This window comes from Rhizobium hidalgonense, assembly GCF_002914525.1.
GTDB classification, from domain to species: domain Bacteria; phylum Pseudomonadota; class Alphaproteobacteria; order Rhizobiales; family Rhizobiaceae; genus Rhizobium; species Rhizobium hidalgonense.
The window spans coordinates 48,382-63,474 of sequence record NZ_LODW01000054.1 but is presented as its reverse complement, the minus strand read 5'-3'; the positions used below and the strand labels follow the sequence as shown (position 1 = coordinate 63,474).

Below are 15,093 nucleotides of genomic sequence, written 5' to 3'. Positions count from 1 at the left end.
CTTACTCCAAATTCTGGACCTGCTCGCGGAACTGGTCGATGACGACTTTCAACTCGATGCCCGCGGCGGTGACCGCCGAGGCATTCGACTTCGAGCAGATGGTATTCGATTCGCGGTTAAATTCCTGTGCAAGGAAGTCCAGCCGGCGGCCGGCCGGACCATCTTTCACCAGGAGATCGCGCGCCGCGGCGACATGCGCCTTTAGACGATCGATTTCCTCGCGCAGATCCGCCTTGGTCGCCAGCAATGCGGCTTCGGCATGCAGCCTGTCGCGATCGAGCGCGGCCATGCCGTCCATCAGCAAGGCGACCTGCGCGGCAAGCCGCGCGGCGATCTCCTGCGGCGAACGTGAGGGATCAGCCTCGATCGTCCGCGTCAGGCCTTCGATCGTCGCGATATGGTCGAGCAGAATGCGGGTCAGCGCCGCCCCTTCCTGCTCCCGCATCGCTCTGAGATCGGCAAGGGCTGCCAACAGGCCGGCAGCGATTTCCGCATCACGGGCGGCAAGCGCTTCCTCGCCATCCTCGCTTTCGCGGAATTCCACGATGCCGCGCACCAGAAGCAGGGTATCGAGCTTCAGCGGCGACGGATCGATTATCCCTTCCAATTGCTCGTGCATAGCAAGCACGGCAGCGAGTGCCTGCTTATTCAACACAGCCTCGAAGCGGTTCTCGTCGGCGGTGACGGAGAGCGAGGCCTGCAGGTTGCCGCGGCTGAAGCTTTCGCCGGCAACGCGGCGGACGTCCGCCTCCATGCGCTCGAGGCCGGGCGGCAGGCGCAGCCGCAAGTCGAGGCCCTTGCCGTTGACCGAACGCAGTTCCCATGCCCAGCGCCAGCGGCCGCTCGTTCCCTCGCGTCGCGCAAAACCGGTCATGGATTGCAAAGCCATACGAGCCTCCAGAAGTTGTCAGTTGATCTTCTTTTTCTTCGGCGGCGCGACGGCAGCACCGTCATCCGCCGGCTGCTCTTCCGGCTGACCGTCGACGGCGATGTTGGGATCCGAGCCCTTGTCTGCCTCGAGCTTGCGCCAACGCTTGACGTTGGCATTGTGCTCCTCGAGCGTCGCGGCGAAAACATGGCCACCGGTGCCATCGGCGACGAAATAGAGATCCTGCGTCTTCCAGGGATTGGCGACAGCTTCGAGCGCATCCTTGCCGGGATTGGCGATCGGCGTCGGCGGCAGGCCCTTGATGACATAGGTGTTGTATGGCGTGTCCCGCTTCAGGTCCGACTGGTAGATCGGCCGGTCGGCGGGTTTGCCGTCGCCGCCGAAAAGACCGTAAATAATGGTCGGATCGGACTGCAGGCGCATGCCCTTGCCGAGCCGGTTCAAGAAAACCGAGGCGACATGGGCACGTTCGTCGGCTACGCCAGTTTCCTTTTCGACGATCGAGGCGAGCGTCACGAATTCTTCCTTGGATCGCAGCGGCAGCGAGGCGTCGCGCTTGTCCCAGATCTGATCGACGATTTTCTGCTGTGCCGCCGCCATCTGCTGGATGATTTCCGAGCGCCTGGTGCCGCGCGAAAACTTGTAGGTATCCGGGCGCAGGCTGCCCTCGGCCGGCAGGGCGGCCGGCAGATCGCCTTCCAGCACCTTGTCTTCCAGCATGCGGTTGAACATCTGGCGGACCGTCAGTCCCTCGGGGAAGGAAACGGAATAGAGAATTGATTTGCCCGATTTCAGCAGCTCCATGATATCGCTCATGGAGGCCCTGGCCTTGATCTCATATTCACCGGCCTTCAGGCTCTCACCGGCAGAAAGATGCGTTGCCGTGAGATAGCGGAAAATGCGGGCATCGCTGATGATCGCGTTGCGCTCGAGGTTCGTGGCAATTTCTGCGAGACCGGCGCCATTGCGGATGATGAAATTGGTGTTGGTCTGCAGCGGACCGGGGTTCCGATAGGTCGATGTGGCGTAGTAGAAGCCGATGACGGCAACGACGCAAACCAGCACCGCCATCGTCATGATGAAGTTCAGGAAAAGAACGACCTGGCCGCGGGCTTTCTTGGACCGTTTCGGCGGCTCCGGAACGCGCTCCGGACGCAGGGCCTCGCTCGGCGACTTCGGGATGATCGGTCCCTTCTGCCCTTGCCGGCCGTTCTCGCCCTGCGGGGTATCGTTGCTCTGGTTCGTCGTATCGCTCACCGGCAATCCTCTAAAACTTGACCCTCACTTCGCTATTTCGCGAAGCAATGCGGCAAAAGCAGGTTCTGCCGCCGCTCAACGGCGCCGTTGCTGGTCGTTATGCTCCCGCACGCTCTTCTAAGCAACTGCGAGGACCGGCCGGCGTAAGGGACACCCGTTACACCGCGCGCATGTCTCTTATTGCGCGTAACGGCGCAGAACGAGCGACGCGTTCGTGCCGCCGAATCCGAACGAGTTGGACAGCGCCACATTGATTTCTCGCTCGCGCGCTTTGTGCGGAACAAGATCGATCGCCGTTTCGCGCTCGGGGTTGTCGAGATTAAGCGTTGGCGGCGCGACATTGTCACGGATGGCAAGCGTGGTGAAGATCGCCTCGATCGCGCCGGCGGCACCGAGAAGGTGTCCGGTCGCCGATTTGGTCGAGGACATGGAGATCTTCGACGCCGCATTGCCGACCAACCGCTCGACGGCGCCGAGCTCGATCGTGTCGGCCATGGTCGAGGTACCGTGGGCGTTGATGTAATCGATATCGGCCGGCGTCAGCCCGGCCCGCTTCAGCGCCATCGCCATGCAGCGACCGGCGCCCTCGCCGTCTTCGGACGGCGCGGTGATGTGATACGCGTCGCCCGACAGGCCGTAGCCGACGATTTCGGCGTAGATTCTGGCACCGCGCGCCTTGGCGTGTTCCAGTTCCTCGAGCACGACGATGCCGGCGCCCTCGCCCATAACGAAACCGTCACGGTCGCGGTCATAGGGGCGCGAAGCCTTCTGCGGGTCGTCATTGTGCTGGGTCGACAGCGCCTTGCAGGCGGCAAAACCGGCGAGCGAAATGCGGCTGACGGGAGATTCTGTTCCGCCGGCGACCATGACGTCGGCGTCACCAAGCGCGATCAGCCGCGCGGCATCACCGATCGCATGCGCGCCTGTCGAGCAGGCGGTGACGACTGAATGATTGGGTCCGCGCAGCTTGTGGCGGATCGAGACTTGGCCGGAGACGAGGTTGATCAGGCGGCCGGGAATGAAGAAGGGGGAAATGCGGCGCGGGCCCTTGTCGCGCAGGGTATATCCTGCCTCGACGATGCCTTCGATGCCGCCGATGCCGGAGCCGATCAGCACACCGGTGGCGATCTGGTCCTCATCGGTCTTAGGATGCCAGCCGGCATCGGCAAGCGCCATATCGGCGGCGGCCATGCCGTAGATGATGAAGGGATCGACCTTGCGCTGCTCCTTCGGCTCCATCCACTGATCGACGTTGAAGGTGCCGTCGGTGCCGTCGCCGATGGGAATACGGCAGGCAATCTTGGCGGGAAGATCGTCGACCTCGAATTCGGTGACGAGGCGGGCGCCGTTCTGGCCGGCAAGCAGCCGGGACCATGTCACCTCGGTTCCGCATCCCAAGGGTGATACCATGCCGGTACCCGTTATGACGACACGTCTCATCGCGTGCTTTCCCCCGTCTCTTATGTTCTATGGAGAAATATGCCGAAAAGAAAAGGGCGGACTCCAGGCCCGCCCTTTCTCAAAATTACAGAATCAGGCCTGGGCCTTCTCGATAAACTTCACTGCATCGCCGACCGTCAGGATCGAGTCGGCAGCGTCGTCAGGAATTTCAACGCCGAATTCTTCTTCGAAAGCCATGACAAGTTCGACCGTGTCGAGCGAGTCAGCGCCCAGATCGTCGATAAAGCTGGCGCTCTCGACGACCTTGTCGGCATCGACGCCAAGATGATCAATAACAATTTTCTTTACGCGTTCTGCGATATCGCTCATGTCGGTTTCCTCGACCTTATGTCCTGATCGGAATGCCGTTGCGGCACCCCTACCCTGTTTCAGCCTGCGATGTTTTCAGACATCCTCGGCAAACTCGTTTACCCGGCTTCAGAGAGGTCCCAGGCTTGCGAAAAGCCCGCCGGTCCGTCTGCTTTCTCGGGACGACTGTTGACAGTCATTGGCCCGCTTAACATGCTTTAGGTCTGCCGCAAAGCGAGAAAATCAACGGTTCGTGATTGCTCAACATGCTATTGGCGGAAAACTTCCCATGCCAGCGGTTTGTCGTTTCAGATCATCGCCATGCCGCCGTTTACGTGCAGCGTCTGGCCCGTCATATAGGCGGCCTCGGAGGATGCAAGATAAGCGACCGCCGAAGCAACCTCGCCGCCCGTGCCCATGCGCTTCATCGGGATCGCCCCCATGATCGCTTCCTTCTGCTTGTCGTTCAGCTTGCCGGTCATGGCGCTTTCGATAAAGCCGGGCGCCACGCAGTTGACCGTCACGTTGCGGGTGGCGATTTCCTGCGCGAGCGACTTGGTGAAGCCGATCATGCCGGCCTTGGAAGCGCAGTAATTGGCTTGGCCCGGATTGCCGGTGACGCCGACGATCGAGGTGATGTTGATGATGCGACCATAGCGGCGGCGCATCATCGGATGCGTCAATTCGCGCGTCAGCCGGAAGGTCGACGTCAGGTTCACTTCGAGAACGGCGTCCCAATCCTCGTCGCTCATGCGCACGAACAGGCCGTCCTTGGTGATGCCGGCATTGTTGACCAGAATATCGACGCCTTCGAGCTCGGCCTCGGCCTTCTGGCCGAGCGCCTTGACCTCATCGCGGTCGGAAAGGTTTGCTGGGAAGATCTTGACGCGCTCGCCAAGCTCGGCGGCCAACGCTTCCAGCTTCTCGACGCGGGTGCCGTGCAGGCCGACGATGGCGCCCTGCTTATGGAGAAGGCGGGCGATTTCCTCGCCGATACCGCCCGATGCGCCGGTGACGAGAGCCTTGCGGCCAGAAAGATCGAACATGGAAACGTTCCTTATATCTGGATATCTGGAAATACCAATCAGGCCATGAGGGCGGCGACGGCCGCGTCGATATCCGCCGGACCGTTGACGGAGATGCCGTTGATCGTCTTGTCGATGCGCCGCGCAAGGCCGGTCAGCACCTTGCCGGAGCCGAGTTCATAAAGCGTGGCGACACCGTTTCCGGCGAACCATTCCACCGTCTCGCGCCAGCGGACTTGGCCGGTCACCTGCTCGACCAGCAAGTTGACGATCTCGTCGGCCGTGGTCACCGGCGCGGCGCGGACATTTGCGATCAGGGGCACAACGGGATCGGACTTGGCGACCTTTGCCAGCGCTTCGCGCATGGCCTCGGCAGCAGGCGCCATCAGCTTGGAATGGAAGGGGGCGGAGACCGGCAGCAGGATGGCGCGCTTGGCGCCCTTGTCGGTTGCCAGGCCGGCGGCCTTTTCGACGGCTGCCTTCTCGCCCGAGATGACGATCTGGCCGCCTCCATTGTCGTTGGCGATCTGGCAGGCGCCGGTGGCGGCCGCTTCCTGGCAGACGGCGATGACGTCGGCATGTTCGAGGCCGATGATCGCTGCCATGGCGCCGACGCCGACGGGCACGGCCGCCTGCATGGCATTGCCGCGGATGCGCAGCAGCCGCGCCGTGTCAGCGAGCGAGAACGTGCCGGCGGCGCAAAGGGCCGAATATTCACCAAGCGAATGGCCGGCGACATAGGCGACCTTGGACTTCAGATCGAGCCCCTTGGCCTGGAGAATGCGGATAATGGCGATCGAGACGGCCATCAGCGCCGGCTGGGCGTTCGCCGTCAAGGTCAAGGTATCCTCGGGACCGTTGAACATGACATGAGAAAGCTTTTCACCGAGCGCCTCATCGACCTCTTGGAAAACGGCGCGGGCTTCGGCGAAGTTCTCGGCGAGATCCTTGCCCATGCCGACGGCCTGACTGCCCTGACCGGGAAAAGTGAAAGCAATGGTCATTCTCGTGTCCCTGGCTCTTGCCGCTGATTGCGCCCCTTGAGGCTGTTTTGCCTCCAATTGACATTCTTTCCGGCAGAGTCAAGTGGCGGCTCATTCTCGGCAAAGCCTGTCGCGCACGCACAAAAGCCCGGTTTTTACTCTTGCGCTCCGCCAAATCCGGCCTAGATTTGCCCGGTCCTTCCCAAGGCTTCAGCTCCTTCACAAGGCTTCAGCTCTCTCCCAAGGTTTTCTCATGAAGTACAAGTCACTCGGCCGCACCGACATTTCCGTTTCAGAAATCTGCCTTGGCACCATGACCTGGGGTTCGCAAAACAGCGAAACCGACGCGCATGCGCAGATGGATTACGCCGTCGAAAAGGGCGTCAATTTCTTCGATACTGCCGAACTTTATCCCACAACACCGGTTTCGCCGGAAACACAGGGCTGGACCGAAGACTATATCGGCAGCTGGTTCGAAAAATCAGGCAAGCGCGGAGATATCGCGCTTGCCACCAAGGTCGCCGGACGCGGCCGCGATTATTTGCGCGGCGGCGAAGGTGCGGATGCGAGGAATATCCGGCTGGCGCTTGAGGCTAGCCTCAAGCGGCTGCGGACCGATTATGTCGATCTCTACCAGGTCCACTGGCCGAACCGCGGCCATTTCCATTTCCGCCAGAATTGGGGCTACAATCCGTTCAACCAGGATCGCGACAAGGCCGTCGCCAATATGCTCGACATCCTGGAAACGCTCGGCGCACTGGTGAAGGAAGGCAAGATCCGGGCGATCGGCCTTTCCAACGAAACCAGCTGGGGCATCCAGAAATACCTGACACTGTCTGAACAGAAGAGCCTGCCGCGCGTTGCCAGCGTCCAGAACGAATATAATCTGCTCTATCGCCATTTCGACCTCGATCTCGCCGAGCTCTCGCATCACGAGGATGTCGGGCTGCTCGCCTATTCGCCGCTTGCCGGCGGCATCTTGTCCGGCAAATATGTCGATGGTCAGAGGCCGAAGGGCTCGCGCGGCTCGATCAACCACGATATCGGCGGTCGCCTGCAGCCGTTGCAGGAGCCGGCGACCAAGGCCTATCTGGAGATCGCACGCAAATACGGCCTCGACCCGGCCGCCATGGCGCTCGCCTTCTGCCTGTCCAGGCCCTTCATGGCCTCGGCCATCATCGGCGCAACCACGATGGAGCAGCTGAAAGTCGATATCGGCGCGGCCGACCTGAGGCTTTCGGACGAGGTCTTAGCGGAGATCGCCAAGGTGCACCGGCAGTATCCGCTGACGCTCTGACCCTGTCCCTCTCGTCCAGGCCCGACGCTGCCGATCGGTCTGCGTCGGGCTCGCATGTCCGATTGGGCTTGCCTTCCCGCGAAAAATCCGTATAAGCCGCCCTGTTCGTTAACCCGGTCCTCTGGCTGGTGGCTGAACGGAGGGCCGGTTTCCTCTTGGAAATCGTTCGGAACGGAAGCGTTCCAGCCTCCCGTGTCTCCGCTCTCGACCGTCTCGGAAAACGCTTTCTTGCCTGGGTCCGCCCAATCAGGAGCAGTCGTTGAGGCTTAGCCGCCGAATATCGGGTTGAACCAAACGCAAGAAAGGCAAAGCTGTCATGGCTCTTTATGAACATGTATTCCTTGCCCGGCAGGATATTTCCGCTCAGCAGGTCGATGCCCTCGTAGAACAGTACAAGGGTGTGATCGAAGCTAACGGCGGTAAAGTCGGGCGTATCGAGAACTGGGGCCTCAAGTCCCTCACCTACCGCATCAAGAAGAACCGCAAGGCACACTATGCCCTGATGGACATCGATGCACCGGCTGCTGCCGTCCAGGAAATGGAACGTCAGATGCGCATCAGCGAAGACGTTCTTCGCTACATGACGATCGCCGTCGAGAAGCATGAAGAAGGTCCGTCTGCCATGATGCAGAAGCGCGACCGCGACGACCGTCCGCGCGAAGGCGGCCGTGGCCCGCGTGAAGGCGGCTTCGGCGATCGTGACCGTGGCCCGCGTCCGCCGCGTGAAGGTGGCTTCGGCGACCGCGAAGACCGTCCGCGCCGTCCGCGCGAAGACCGTGTATAAGGGAGATCTGAGATATGTCTGAAACTTCCTCTGCTCCGGTCCGCCGCCCGTTCCATCGCCGTCGCAAGACCTGCCCGTTCTCCGGCGCCAACGCGCCGCGGATCGACTACAAGGACGTCCGTCTGCTGCAGCGCTACATTTCCGAGCGCGGCAAGATCGTTCCGTCGCGCATCACGGCCGTTTCACAGAAGAAGCAGCGCGAACTCGCCCAGGCGATCAAGCGCGCCCGTTTCCTCGGCCTGCTGCCCTACGTCGTAGCCTAATCGAATATGTGACCCCCAGATCGCTGATCTGGGGGTTGCCTCCCTTCCGCGATGGGCGTGGATCGGAACTCTTAAAACCCATGTTGAGACGTTTCTGAATTCGATTCAGCAACATCCTCTAACTGCTTGATGAAGCAGGACAGCGACCTTGAACCGACCGAACCTTAAAACGCTGCTGATCGGCGCACTCGCCGGATTGACCGCTGCCCTGCTGGTGTTGGGCGCGAGCATGCAGCCGTCGTTTTTCAGCGCGCTGCTCTATACGGCCTCGGCGCTGCCGATCCTGATCGTCGGTCTCGGCTGGGGCAATGCCGCCGCGGTCGCTGCCGTGGTCACGGCAGCAGCACTCGGCGCGATCGCCATTTCGCCGTCCTTCGCGCTGATCATGACGCTGGTGACGCTGCTGCCGGCCGGCTGGCTCAGCCATCTCGCCAATCTCGCGCGTCCCGCCTCCGAACTCGGCGGCCCAGACCATCTGCTTGCCTGGTATCCGCTCTCCGATATCCTGCTGCATCTCTGCGGCCTCGTGACGATCGCCGTCATCGTCATCGGCGTGATGATCGGCTACGGGCCCGAGATCACCGATCCGATCGTCGATCTGCTGATCACCTCGCTCAAGCAGCAGCAGCCGGAGTTCATGCCCGATCCGGCAGCGACCGCGCAGACCAAGTCGCTGATCCTGCTGATGCTGCCGGCTTTGCAGGGCGGCATGTGGGTGAGCATGCTGTTTGCCGCCTATTATTTCGCCGTGCGCATCGTCGCAGCGTCCGGCAAGGGCCTTCGCCCACGCGAGGACATCCCCTCGTCGCTGCGCATGAACCGCAACTCGATCTTCATTTTCCTCGCCGGGCTTGCCGCCTGCTTCTTCGGCGGCGTGCCGGCGCTGGTCGGCGCCACCGTGATTGGCGCCTTCGGCGCCGGCTTCATGCTTTCCGGTTTCGCCTCGCTGCATTTCCGCACGCGCGGCAAGGACTGGCGCATACCGGCCCTCATCCTCAGCTACCTGGCTTCGATGCTCATGCTGCTGCCAGCTTTCCTCATCCTCGTCCTCGGTCTCAGCGATACGCGCAAGGCGATCGCGCTGACCCCGACGAAAGATGCCGATGCCCCCAAACAATCCGACACGAAAATCTAAGACACAAGAAAGGTAAAAGAAAATGGACGTCATTCTTCTCGAACGCATCTCCAAGCTCGGCCAGATGGGCGAAACCGTAAAGGTTCGCGACGGCTTTGCCCGTAACTACCTGCTGCCGCTCGGCAAGGCGCTGCGCGCCAACGCCGCCAACAAGACCCGCTTCGAAGCCGAGCGTGCGACGCTCGAAGCCCGCAACCTCGAGCGCAAGTCGGAAGCCCAGAAGGTCGCCGACGTTCTCGACGGCAAGTCCTTCATCGTCGTGCGCTCCGCTGGCGAAACCGGCCAGCTCTACGGCTCGGTTGCTGCCCGTGACGTCGTCGAAATCCTCGCCGCCGAAGGCTTCAACATCGGACGCAACCAGGTTCACCTGAACACGCCGATCAAGGCGATCGGCCTGCACAAGGTCGAACTGCAGCTGCATGCCGAAGTCGAAATCCATGTCGAGCTGAACGTTGCCCGTTCCGCCGAAGAGGCAGAGCGCCAGGCCAAGGGTGAAGAACTCACCTCGGTCGACGCGATCTACGGCGTCGACGAAGACGCTCTGCGTCCGGAAGATTTCTTCGATCCGGAAGCCGACGGCGTCGACGAAGACGAAGCATAATATCGCCGGAGCAATCCGCGTGAGGGAAGCCCGGCCACCGCGCCGGGCTTTTTCGTTGGGGATGGTCCGGATGTTTTTGCTGCGTGCCTCATGGCATCGCGCTAAAATAATGTTCTCCGAAACGGATGGGCTGAGTCGGCCCCAGACCGTGTCGTGCGGGTGACACTGGCAGTATTTCTCCTTTGTGTCGCCCGGGACTGTGGAGAAGTCGAACAACGTGCACAGCGTTCAGGATTTAAGCAAAGCGAGCCCCGGCTCCTTTCGCAGCCTCTTGATTTTCGCGTCCGGAATTGCAAATCCGGAGCTGGAAAAAGACAGAACGGATGATGATGAACGACGCCGCTCGAAAGATTGCAGCCGTTGCTCCGTCGGAGCAGCATTATCGCGAAGCACCCAACAATATCGAAGCCGAGCAGGCGCTTCTGGGTGCTATCCTGATGAACAACGACGCCTATTACCGGGTGTCCGACTTCCTGAAGCCGATTCATCTCTATGAACCGCTGCACCGAAAGATCTTCGAGGTTGCCGGCGACATCATCCGCATGGGCAAGATCGCCAACCCGGTGACGATCAAGACCTTCCTGAAAGCCGACGAGAAGGTCGGCGACATGACGGTTTCGCAATATCTGGCGAGCCTCGTCAGCAATGCCGTCACCGTCATCAATGCCGAGGATTACGGCCGGGCGATCTATGACCTAGCGCTGCGCCGTGCGCTGATCACCATCGGCGAGGACGTCGTCAACATCGCTTATGACGCGCCGCTCGACATGCCGCCGCAGTCGCAGATCGAGGATACCGAACGCCGCCTGTTCGAACTGGCGGAAAACGGCCGCTACGACGGCGGCTTCCAGGCCTTCAACGATGCGGTAGCACTGGCGATCGACATGGCGGCCGTCGCCAAGGAACGTGATGGCGGGCTTTCCGGCATTTCCACCGGCATCCATTCGCTGGACTCCAAGATGGGCGGCCTGCAGCGTTCGGACTTGATCGTCCTTGCCGGACGTCCCGGCATGGGCAAGACCTCGCTGGCGACCAACATCGCCTACAATATCGCCGCCGCCTACGAAGGCGAAGTCCAGTCGGACGGCAGCATGAAGGCAAAGAACGGCGGCGTCGTCGGCTTCTATTCGCTCGAAATGTCGTCGGAACAGCTTGCCACCCGTATCATCTCCGAACAGACAGAAGTCTCCTCCTCGAAGATCCGCCGCGGCGACATCAACGACGCCGACTTCGAAAAGCTCGTCGCCTGCTCGATGATGATGCAGAAGGTGCCGCTCTATATCGACCAGACCGGCGGCATCTCGATCGCCCAGCTTTCGGCGCGCGCGCGCCGTCTCAAGCGCCAGCGCGGCCTCGACGTGCTTGTGGTCGACTACATCCAGCTGATGACCGGTTCGGGCAAATCCAGCGACAACCGTGTCCAGGAAATCACCCAGATCACCACCGGCCTGAAGGCGCTGGGCAAGGAGCTCAACGTTCCGATCATCGCGCTGTCGCAGCTCTCGCGTCAGGTCGAAAGCCGCGACGACAAGCGGCCGCAGCTCTCCGACCTTCGCGAATCCGGCTCGATCGAGCAGGACGCCGACGTCGTGCTGTTCGTGTTCCGCGAGGAATACTACGTCAAAAATTCGGAGCCGCGCGACATCCAGGATCCGAAATATCCGGAATGGGAAGCGCTGTTCGACAAGGTAAAGGGCACGGCGGACGTCATCATCGCCAAGCAGCGCCACGGGCCGACAGGCACGGTGAAGCTCGCCTTCCAGTCGGAATTCACCCGCTTCGCCGATCTCGCCGATCCATCCTTCACCCATTACGAGGAACATTGACGCGGTTTCCCGCGTCGATTTTCCTTAGAGGCCGACGGCCCGCAACAGCGCAACCGTTGCGACGCCGATCACGACGCTCACAAGCATTGGCAGACGGCGCGCGGCGATTGCCGTTACCGCGCAGGCCAAGGTCTCTGCCCAGCCCGCCGCAAAGGCGGTCGGGGCAATGACCGCCATCAGCACGGCCGGCGGAATGGCCTCGATCGCCGTTCTCCGCCTCTCATTCATCTCGACATGACGGATCAACACGAGGCCGCTGACGCGGGTAAAGACTGTTGCGACAGCCATTGCGAAGATGGCGAGAAAGGTGTTGAGGTCGAGCGTCATGCCGCCTGCTCCCGCACCCTGCTCTGCCATAGAGCCGTTGCCAGCCCGGCCAGAGCGCCGGCAGCGATATACCAGACCCCCGGCACGAAATGGTGGACTGCAACGGATGCGGCACCACTGGCGGCAAGGACGGCGCCGGTTTCCGGCCCCTTCCAGAAACCCATGACCAGTACGATGAAGACAGCCGGAAAGGCGAAGTCGAGGCCGATGACGGCAGGATCGCCGAGAAAGGCGCCGAGCAGTGCGCCCATGAGCGACGAGCCAACCCAGGTGAGATAAAATGGCGTGACGATCCCGGCATACCAGGCCGGTGTCAGCCGCGCGGCGCCGGCGCGGAATTCCGCCATTGCCCACAGCTCATCTGCGAGAAAGAGCATGGCGATATACCGTTTGACACCGGAGAAGGACTGCATCTTCGTGCCGATCGACGCGCTCATCAGCACGTGGCGGATATTGACAAGCAGGGCCGCGAAGCCAATGCCGATCCAGCTTGCCGGATGGGTCCAGATGTCCATGGCCACGAATTGCGAACCGCCGGCAAAGACAAGCGCGCTCATCAACGTCGTTTCCAGCGGCGAAAGCCCTTTGGTGGCCGCAACCGCGCCGAAGACCAGGCCGATCGGCAGGACGGCGACAACAAGCGGAAAAATGGCACGCATTCCGGCAAAAAACTCGCCGGCAAGAAATTCGCCGGATGGCCGGCTGTGCTGCAACATGGCAACCTCCCTATTGAGATTGCGGAGCAGTAGCCCAGCCCGAAACCGCCGTATTGAACGAAAGTGATCAGCCCGCGCGGAATTGGCCGGGTGTTACGCCTGTGCGCGCCTTGAAGTGCCGGGTGAAATGCGCCTGATCGGCAAAACCGCATTCAAGCGCAATATCGGCCGGCATGCGCCCCTGCCGCAGCATCCGGCGGGCCACCTGCACGCGCCGATCCGTCAGAAAAGCATGCGGGGTGATGTGATATTCCTTGCGGAAGGCGCGGATGAGGTGAGCGCGGCTCAAACCCGCCACCCCGGCCAGTTCCTCGAGGCCGACATCGCTGTCGAAGTTTTCGATGAGGTATTCGCGGGCGCGAGCCACCGCGCTTCGTTCCTGCGTATCGACGGGAACGATGATTGCGCTGCCGTGACGCGCAAAGATCGCTGCCAGCACCGAAAACATTCCTTCATCGGATTCCAGCGCGCCTGCCCTGCCCTCGAGCGTTCGATGGGCGGCGTGAAACGCATTGGCGAGCTGTGGGTCGCGTGGAAGCCCGCCGGAGAAAGAGGGCGTCGCATGGAAGGCTTTGCCGGTCACATCCTCCAGAATATCGACGAACAGCTTCATGTCGGGATAGATCATCCGGTAGCGGTATCCCTCGCCGCCCGGAGCACCGTCATGGATTACACCGGGATCGATGAGATAAAGGTCGCCCGGACCGGTTTCCTCCCGCCTGCCGCTGAGAGTGGCGATCTGGGTGCCGCTTTCGATCGCGCCGATGCTGAACGTGTCATGCGCATGCGGCGCATATTCGTGCGTCAGGAAGGTGGCGCTCAAGCACTCCATGTCGCGGAAGCGGCTATCCCGCCAGAAGCGGGCCGATTCCACGTGCGCAAGCGGCATGGCCTCCGCCGCCTCTTTTTGCGATACGTTCTGCATCCAGTCAGATTATCGCGGAAGCCCGCACGCGTCTTGAACAAAAGTGATCCTGCGACAGGCAAAGGATGGTATGTGACCTCGCTTGGCCATAATGCTCTCTAGACTGGCTTAGGCGATTTCCTTCCATTACTTCACGGCGATTCATGACAGATTTTCCCATCCCCTTCGAAGATGACGATCTTTTCGCTTCTGCGGGCCTGCGGCTGACCGTCGATCTAACGGCGCTGACCGAGAACTGGCGCGACATGGCCCGCCGCTCCGGTGCGGCGCGCGCCGCAGCGGTCGTCAAGGCGGATGCCTACGGCATGGGCATCGAGGATGCCGGTGAAGCGCTCTATATGGCAGGCGCCCGGGATTTCTTCGTTGCCACCGTCGACGAGGGTGTCACGCTTCGCCTTTATGCGCCCGAGGCGCGCATCTTCGTGCTCTCAGGCATATGGCCGGGAACCGAGCGGCGCTTTTTCGAAAACGATCTGGTGCCGGTGATTTCTTCCGACGAGCAGCTCGCCTTCTGGATGGCGGTGCTTGCCGATTACGGCGACTATCCCTGCGCCCTGCATGTCGATACCGGCTTCAATCGGCTCGGACTGCATATGGACGATGCGATCGCGCTCGCCGACGACGTCTCGCGACCGGCAAGCTTCGCGCCGGTGCTCGTCATGAGCCATCTCGCCTGCGGCGACGATCCCGGCCATGCGATGAACCGGCGGCAGTTCGAATCATTCCGCAGGGTTAGCGCCGCCTATGAAGGCATCGATTCAAGCCTTGCCGCCTCGGCCGGGATTTTCCTTGGCGAGGATTACCACTTCGACCTGACCCGTCCCGGCATCGCGCTTTATGGCGGCGAAGCGGTCGGCGGCATGGCCAATCCGATGCGGCCGGTCGCAACGGCGGAAGCCCGGATCATCCAGGTGCGCAGCGTCGAGGCCGGCGAAACGGTCAGCTACGGGCGGGCGCTGCAGCTTGGCCGCAAAAGCCGGCTGGCGATCGTCTCCGCCGGTTATGCCGACGGCTACATGCGCAGCCAGTCGAGCGGCGGCGTGCCGCTGCGCCAGGCCGTGCCGCAGGGCGGGCAAGGCTTCGTCGCCGGACACAAGGTGCCCGTCGCCGGCCGGATCACCATGGACCTGACGATCTTCGATATCACCGACCTGCCCGACAACGCCGTGCGCGCCGGAGATTACGTCGAGCTGTTCGGAAAGAACATGCCGCTGGATGACGTGGCGCGGGCAGCGGGCACGATCGGTTACGAGATCCTGACCAGCATGGGCCTGCGCCACGAACGGCGCTATGTCGCCGACGAGGAGTAGGGCGCC

The 15,093-nt window shown here is 61.8% G+C and carries 16 protein-coding genes; 7 read left to right on the top strand and 9 right to left on the bottom strand.

Annotated elements, in window-relative coordinates; genetic code table 11:
- Position 1: 1 nt before the first annotated feature.
- From ATY29_RS15560 to fabD, 6 genes are all read right to left on the bottom strand, one after another.
- Complete coding sequence (locus ATY29_RS15560) at positions 2-889, bottom strand: YicC/YloC family endoribonuclease (protein WP_025415802.1); 888 nt, start codon at positions 887-889, stop codon at positions 2-4.
- Between the two features lie 18 nt (positions 890-907).
- Complete coding sequence (mltG, locus tag ATY29_RS15555) at positions 908-2,146, bottom strand: endolytic transglycosylase MltG (RefSeq protein ID WP_097536851.1); 1,239 nt, start codon at positions 2,144-2,146, stop codon at positions 908-910.
- A 177-nt stretch (positions 2,147-2,323) separates the two neighbouring features.
- On the bottom strand, positions 2,324-3,586 hold the full coding sequence (gene fabF, locus ATY29_RS15550) for a beta-ketoacyl-ACP synthase II (protein WP_097536826.1): 1,263 nt from the start codon (positions 3,584-3,586) through the stop codon (positions 2,324-2,326).
- 93 nt (positions 3,587-3,679) lie between these two features.
- Positions 3,680-3,916 (bottom strand): acyl carrier protein, encoded by a 237-nt coding sequence (locus ATY29_RS15545; RefSeq protein ID WP_003547058.1) that lies wholly within the window; start codon positions 3,914-3,916, stop codon positions 3,680-3,682.
- Positions 3,917-4,203: 287 nt separating this feature from the next.
- Positions 4,204-4,941 carry a 3-oxoacyl-[acyl-carrier-protein] reductase gene (gene fabG / locus ATY29_RS15540; protein WP_003574178.1) on the bottom strand — a complete coding sequence of 246 codons (738 nt, stop codon included), beginning with the start codon at positions 4,939-4,941 and terminating at the stop codon, positions 4,204-4,206.
- Between the two features lie 38 nt (positions 4,942-4,979).
- Positions 4,980-5,924 carry an ACP S-malonyltransferase gene (gene fabD, locus ATY29_RS15535; protein WP_025415799.1) on the bottom strand — a complete coding sequence of 315 codons (945 nt, stop codon included), beginning with the start codon at positions 5,922-5,924 and terminating at the stop codon, positions 4,980-4,982.
- 232 nt (positions 5,925-6,156) lie between these two features.
- Between fabD and ATY29_RS15525 the strand changes: the two genes are divergently transcribed.
- From ATY29_RS15525 to ATY29_RS15500, 6 genes are all read left to right on the top strand, one after another.
- The gene (locus ATY29_RS15525; RefSeq protein WP_097536824.1) at positions 6,157-7,200 is read left to right on the top strand and encodes an aldo/keto reductase; all 1,044 of its coding nucleotides are present in this window, start codon (positions 6,157-6,159) and stop codon (positions 7,198-7,200) included.
- A 316-nt stretch (positions 7,201-7,516) separates the two neighbouring features.
- Positions 7,517-7,984, top strand: coding sequence for a 30S ribosomal protein S6 (rpsF, locus tag ATY29_RS15520; protein ID WP_003574183.1), 468 nt, complete (start codon positions 7,517-7,519; stop codon positions 7,982-7,984).
- Between the two features lie 14 nt (positions 7,985-7,998).
- Entirely contained in the window at positions 7,999-8,247 is a 249-nt protein-coding gene (rpsR, locus tag ATY29_RS15515) for a 30S ribosomal protein S18 (protein WP_003547038.1), read from the top strand.
- A 148-nt stretch (positions 8,248-8,395) separates the two neighbouring features.
- The gene (locus ATY29_RS15510; RefSeq protein ID WP_097536823.1) at positions 8,396-9,382 is read left to right on the top strand and encodes a DUF2232 domain-containing protein; all 987 of its coding nucleotides are present in this window, start codon (positions 8,396-8,398) and stop codon (positions 9,380-9,382) included.
- 22 nt (positions 9,383-9,404) lie between these two features.
- On the top strand, positions 9,405-9,983 hold the full coding sequence (gene rplI, locus ATY29_RS15505; protein ID WP_003574185.1) for a 50S ribosomal protein L9: 579 nt from the start codon (positions 9,405-9,407) through the stop codon (positions 9,981-9,983).
- Positions 9,984-10,312: 329 nt separating this feature from the next.
- A complete protein-coding gene (locus tag ATY29_RS15500) occupies positions 10,313-11,809 on the top strand; it encodes a replicative DNA helicase (RefSeq protein WP_003574186.1) in 1,497 nt (498 codons plus the stop codon).
- A gap of 24 nt (positions 11,810-11,833) precedes the next feature.
- On the opposite strand, the gene ATY29_RS15495 is transcribed toward ATY29_RS15500, so the two are convergent.
- From ATY29_RS15495 to ATY29_RS15485, 3 genes are all read right to left on the bottom strand, one after another.
- Positions 11,834-12,136, bottom strand: coding sequence for a branched-chain amino acid transport AzlD family protein (locus ATY29_RS15495; RefSeq protein WP_097536822.1), 303 nt, complete (start codon positions 12,134-12,136; stop codon positions 11,834-11,836).
- Positions 12,133-12,852 (bottom strand): AzlC family ABC transporter permease, encoded by a 720-nt coding sequence (locus tag ATY29_RS15490; protein ID WP_097536821.1) that lies wholly within the window; start codon positions 12,850-12,852, stop codon positions 12,133-12,135. Before ATY29_RS15490 ends, ATY29_RS15495 begins: the two co-directional genes overlap by 4 nt.
- 67 nt (positions 12,853-12,919) lie before the next feature.
- Positions 12,920-13,741, bottom strand: a complete 822-nt coding sequence (locus ATY29_RS15485) for an AraC family transcriptional regulator (protein ID WP_097536850.1) — start codon at positions 13,739-13,741, stop codon at positions 12,920-12,922.
- A 179-nt stretch (positions 13,742-13,920) separates the two neighbouring features.
- On the opposite strand from ATY29_RS15485, the gene alr reads away from it, so the two are divergent.
- On the top strand, positions 13,921-15,087 hold the full coding sequence (alr, locus tag ATY29_RS15480; protein ID WP_097536820.1) for an alanine racemase: 1,167 nt from the start codon (positions 13,921-13,923) through the stop codon (positions 15,085-15,087).
- Positions 15,088-15,093 lie beyond the last annotated feature (6 nt).

What these genes read in the sequence shown, in the direction of transcription:
- fabD (WP_025415799.1), bottom strand. Translation starts at nt 5,924, where the DNA reads ATGACCATTGCTTTCACTTTTCCCGGTCAGGGCAGTCAGGCCGTCGGC.
- rplI (WP_003574185.1), top strand. Translation starts at nt 9,405, where the DNA reads ATGGACGTCATTCTTCTCGAACGCATCTCCAAGCTCGGCCAGATGGGC.
- ATY29_RS15525 (WP_097536824.1), top strand. Translation starts at nt 6,157, where the DNA reads ATGAAGTACAAGTCACTCGGCCGCACCGACATTTCCGTTTCAGAAATC.
- rpsR (WP_003547038.1), top strand. Translation starts at nt 7,999, where the DNA reads ATGTCTGAAACTTCCTCTGCTCCGGTCCGCCGCCCGTTCCATCGCCGT.
- rpsF (WP_003574183.1), top strand. Translation starts at nt 7,517, where the DNA reads ATGGCTCTTTATGAACATGTATTCCTTGCCCGGCAGGATATTTCCGCT.
- ATY29_RS15545 (WP_003547058.1), bottom strand. Translation starts at nt 3,916, where the DNA reads ATGAGCGATATCGCAGAACGCGTAAAGAAAATTGTTATTGATCATCTT.
- ATY29_RS15500 (WP_003574186.1), top strand. Translation starts at nt 10,313, where the DNA reads ATGAACGACGCCGCTCGAAAGATTGCAGCCGTTGCTCCGTCGGAGCAG.
- ATY29_RS15490 (WP_097536821.1), bottom strand. Translation starts at nt 12,852, where the DNA reads ATGTTGCAGCACAGCCGGCCATCCGGCGAATTTCTTGCCGGCGAGTTT.
- alr (WP_097536820.1), top strand. Translation starts at nt 13,921, where the DNA reads ATGACAGATTTTCCCATCCCCTTCGAAGATGACGATCTTTTCGCTTCT.
- ATY29_RS15560 (WP_025415802.1), bottom strand. Translation starts at nt 889, where the DNA reads ATGGCTTTGCAATCCATGACCGGTTTTGCGCGACGCGAGGGAACGAGC.
- ATY29_RS15485 (WP_097536850.1), bottom strand. Translation starts at nt 13,741, where the DNA reads ATGCCGCTTGCGCACGTGGAATCGGCCCGCTTCTGGCGGGATAGCCGC.
- ATY29_RS15495 (WP_097536822.1), bottom strand. Translation starts at nt 12,136, where the DNA reads ATGACGCTCGACCTCAACACCTTTCTCGCCATCTTCGCAATGGCTGTC.
- fabG (WP_003574178.1), bottom strand. Translation starts at nt 4,941, where the DNA reads ATGTTCGATCTTTCTGGCCGCAAGGCTCTCGTCACCGGCGCATCGGGC.
- fabF (WP_097536826.1), bottom strand. Translation starts at nt 3,586, where the DNA reads ATGAGACGTGTCGTCATAACGGGTACCGGCATGGTATCACCCTTGGGA.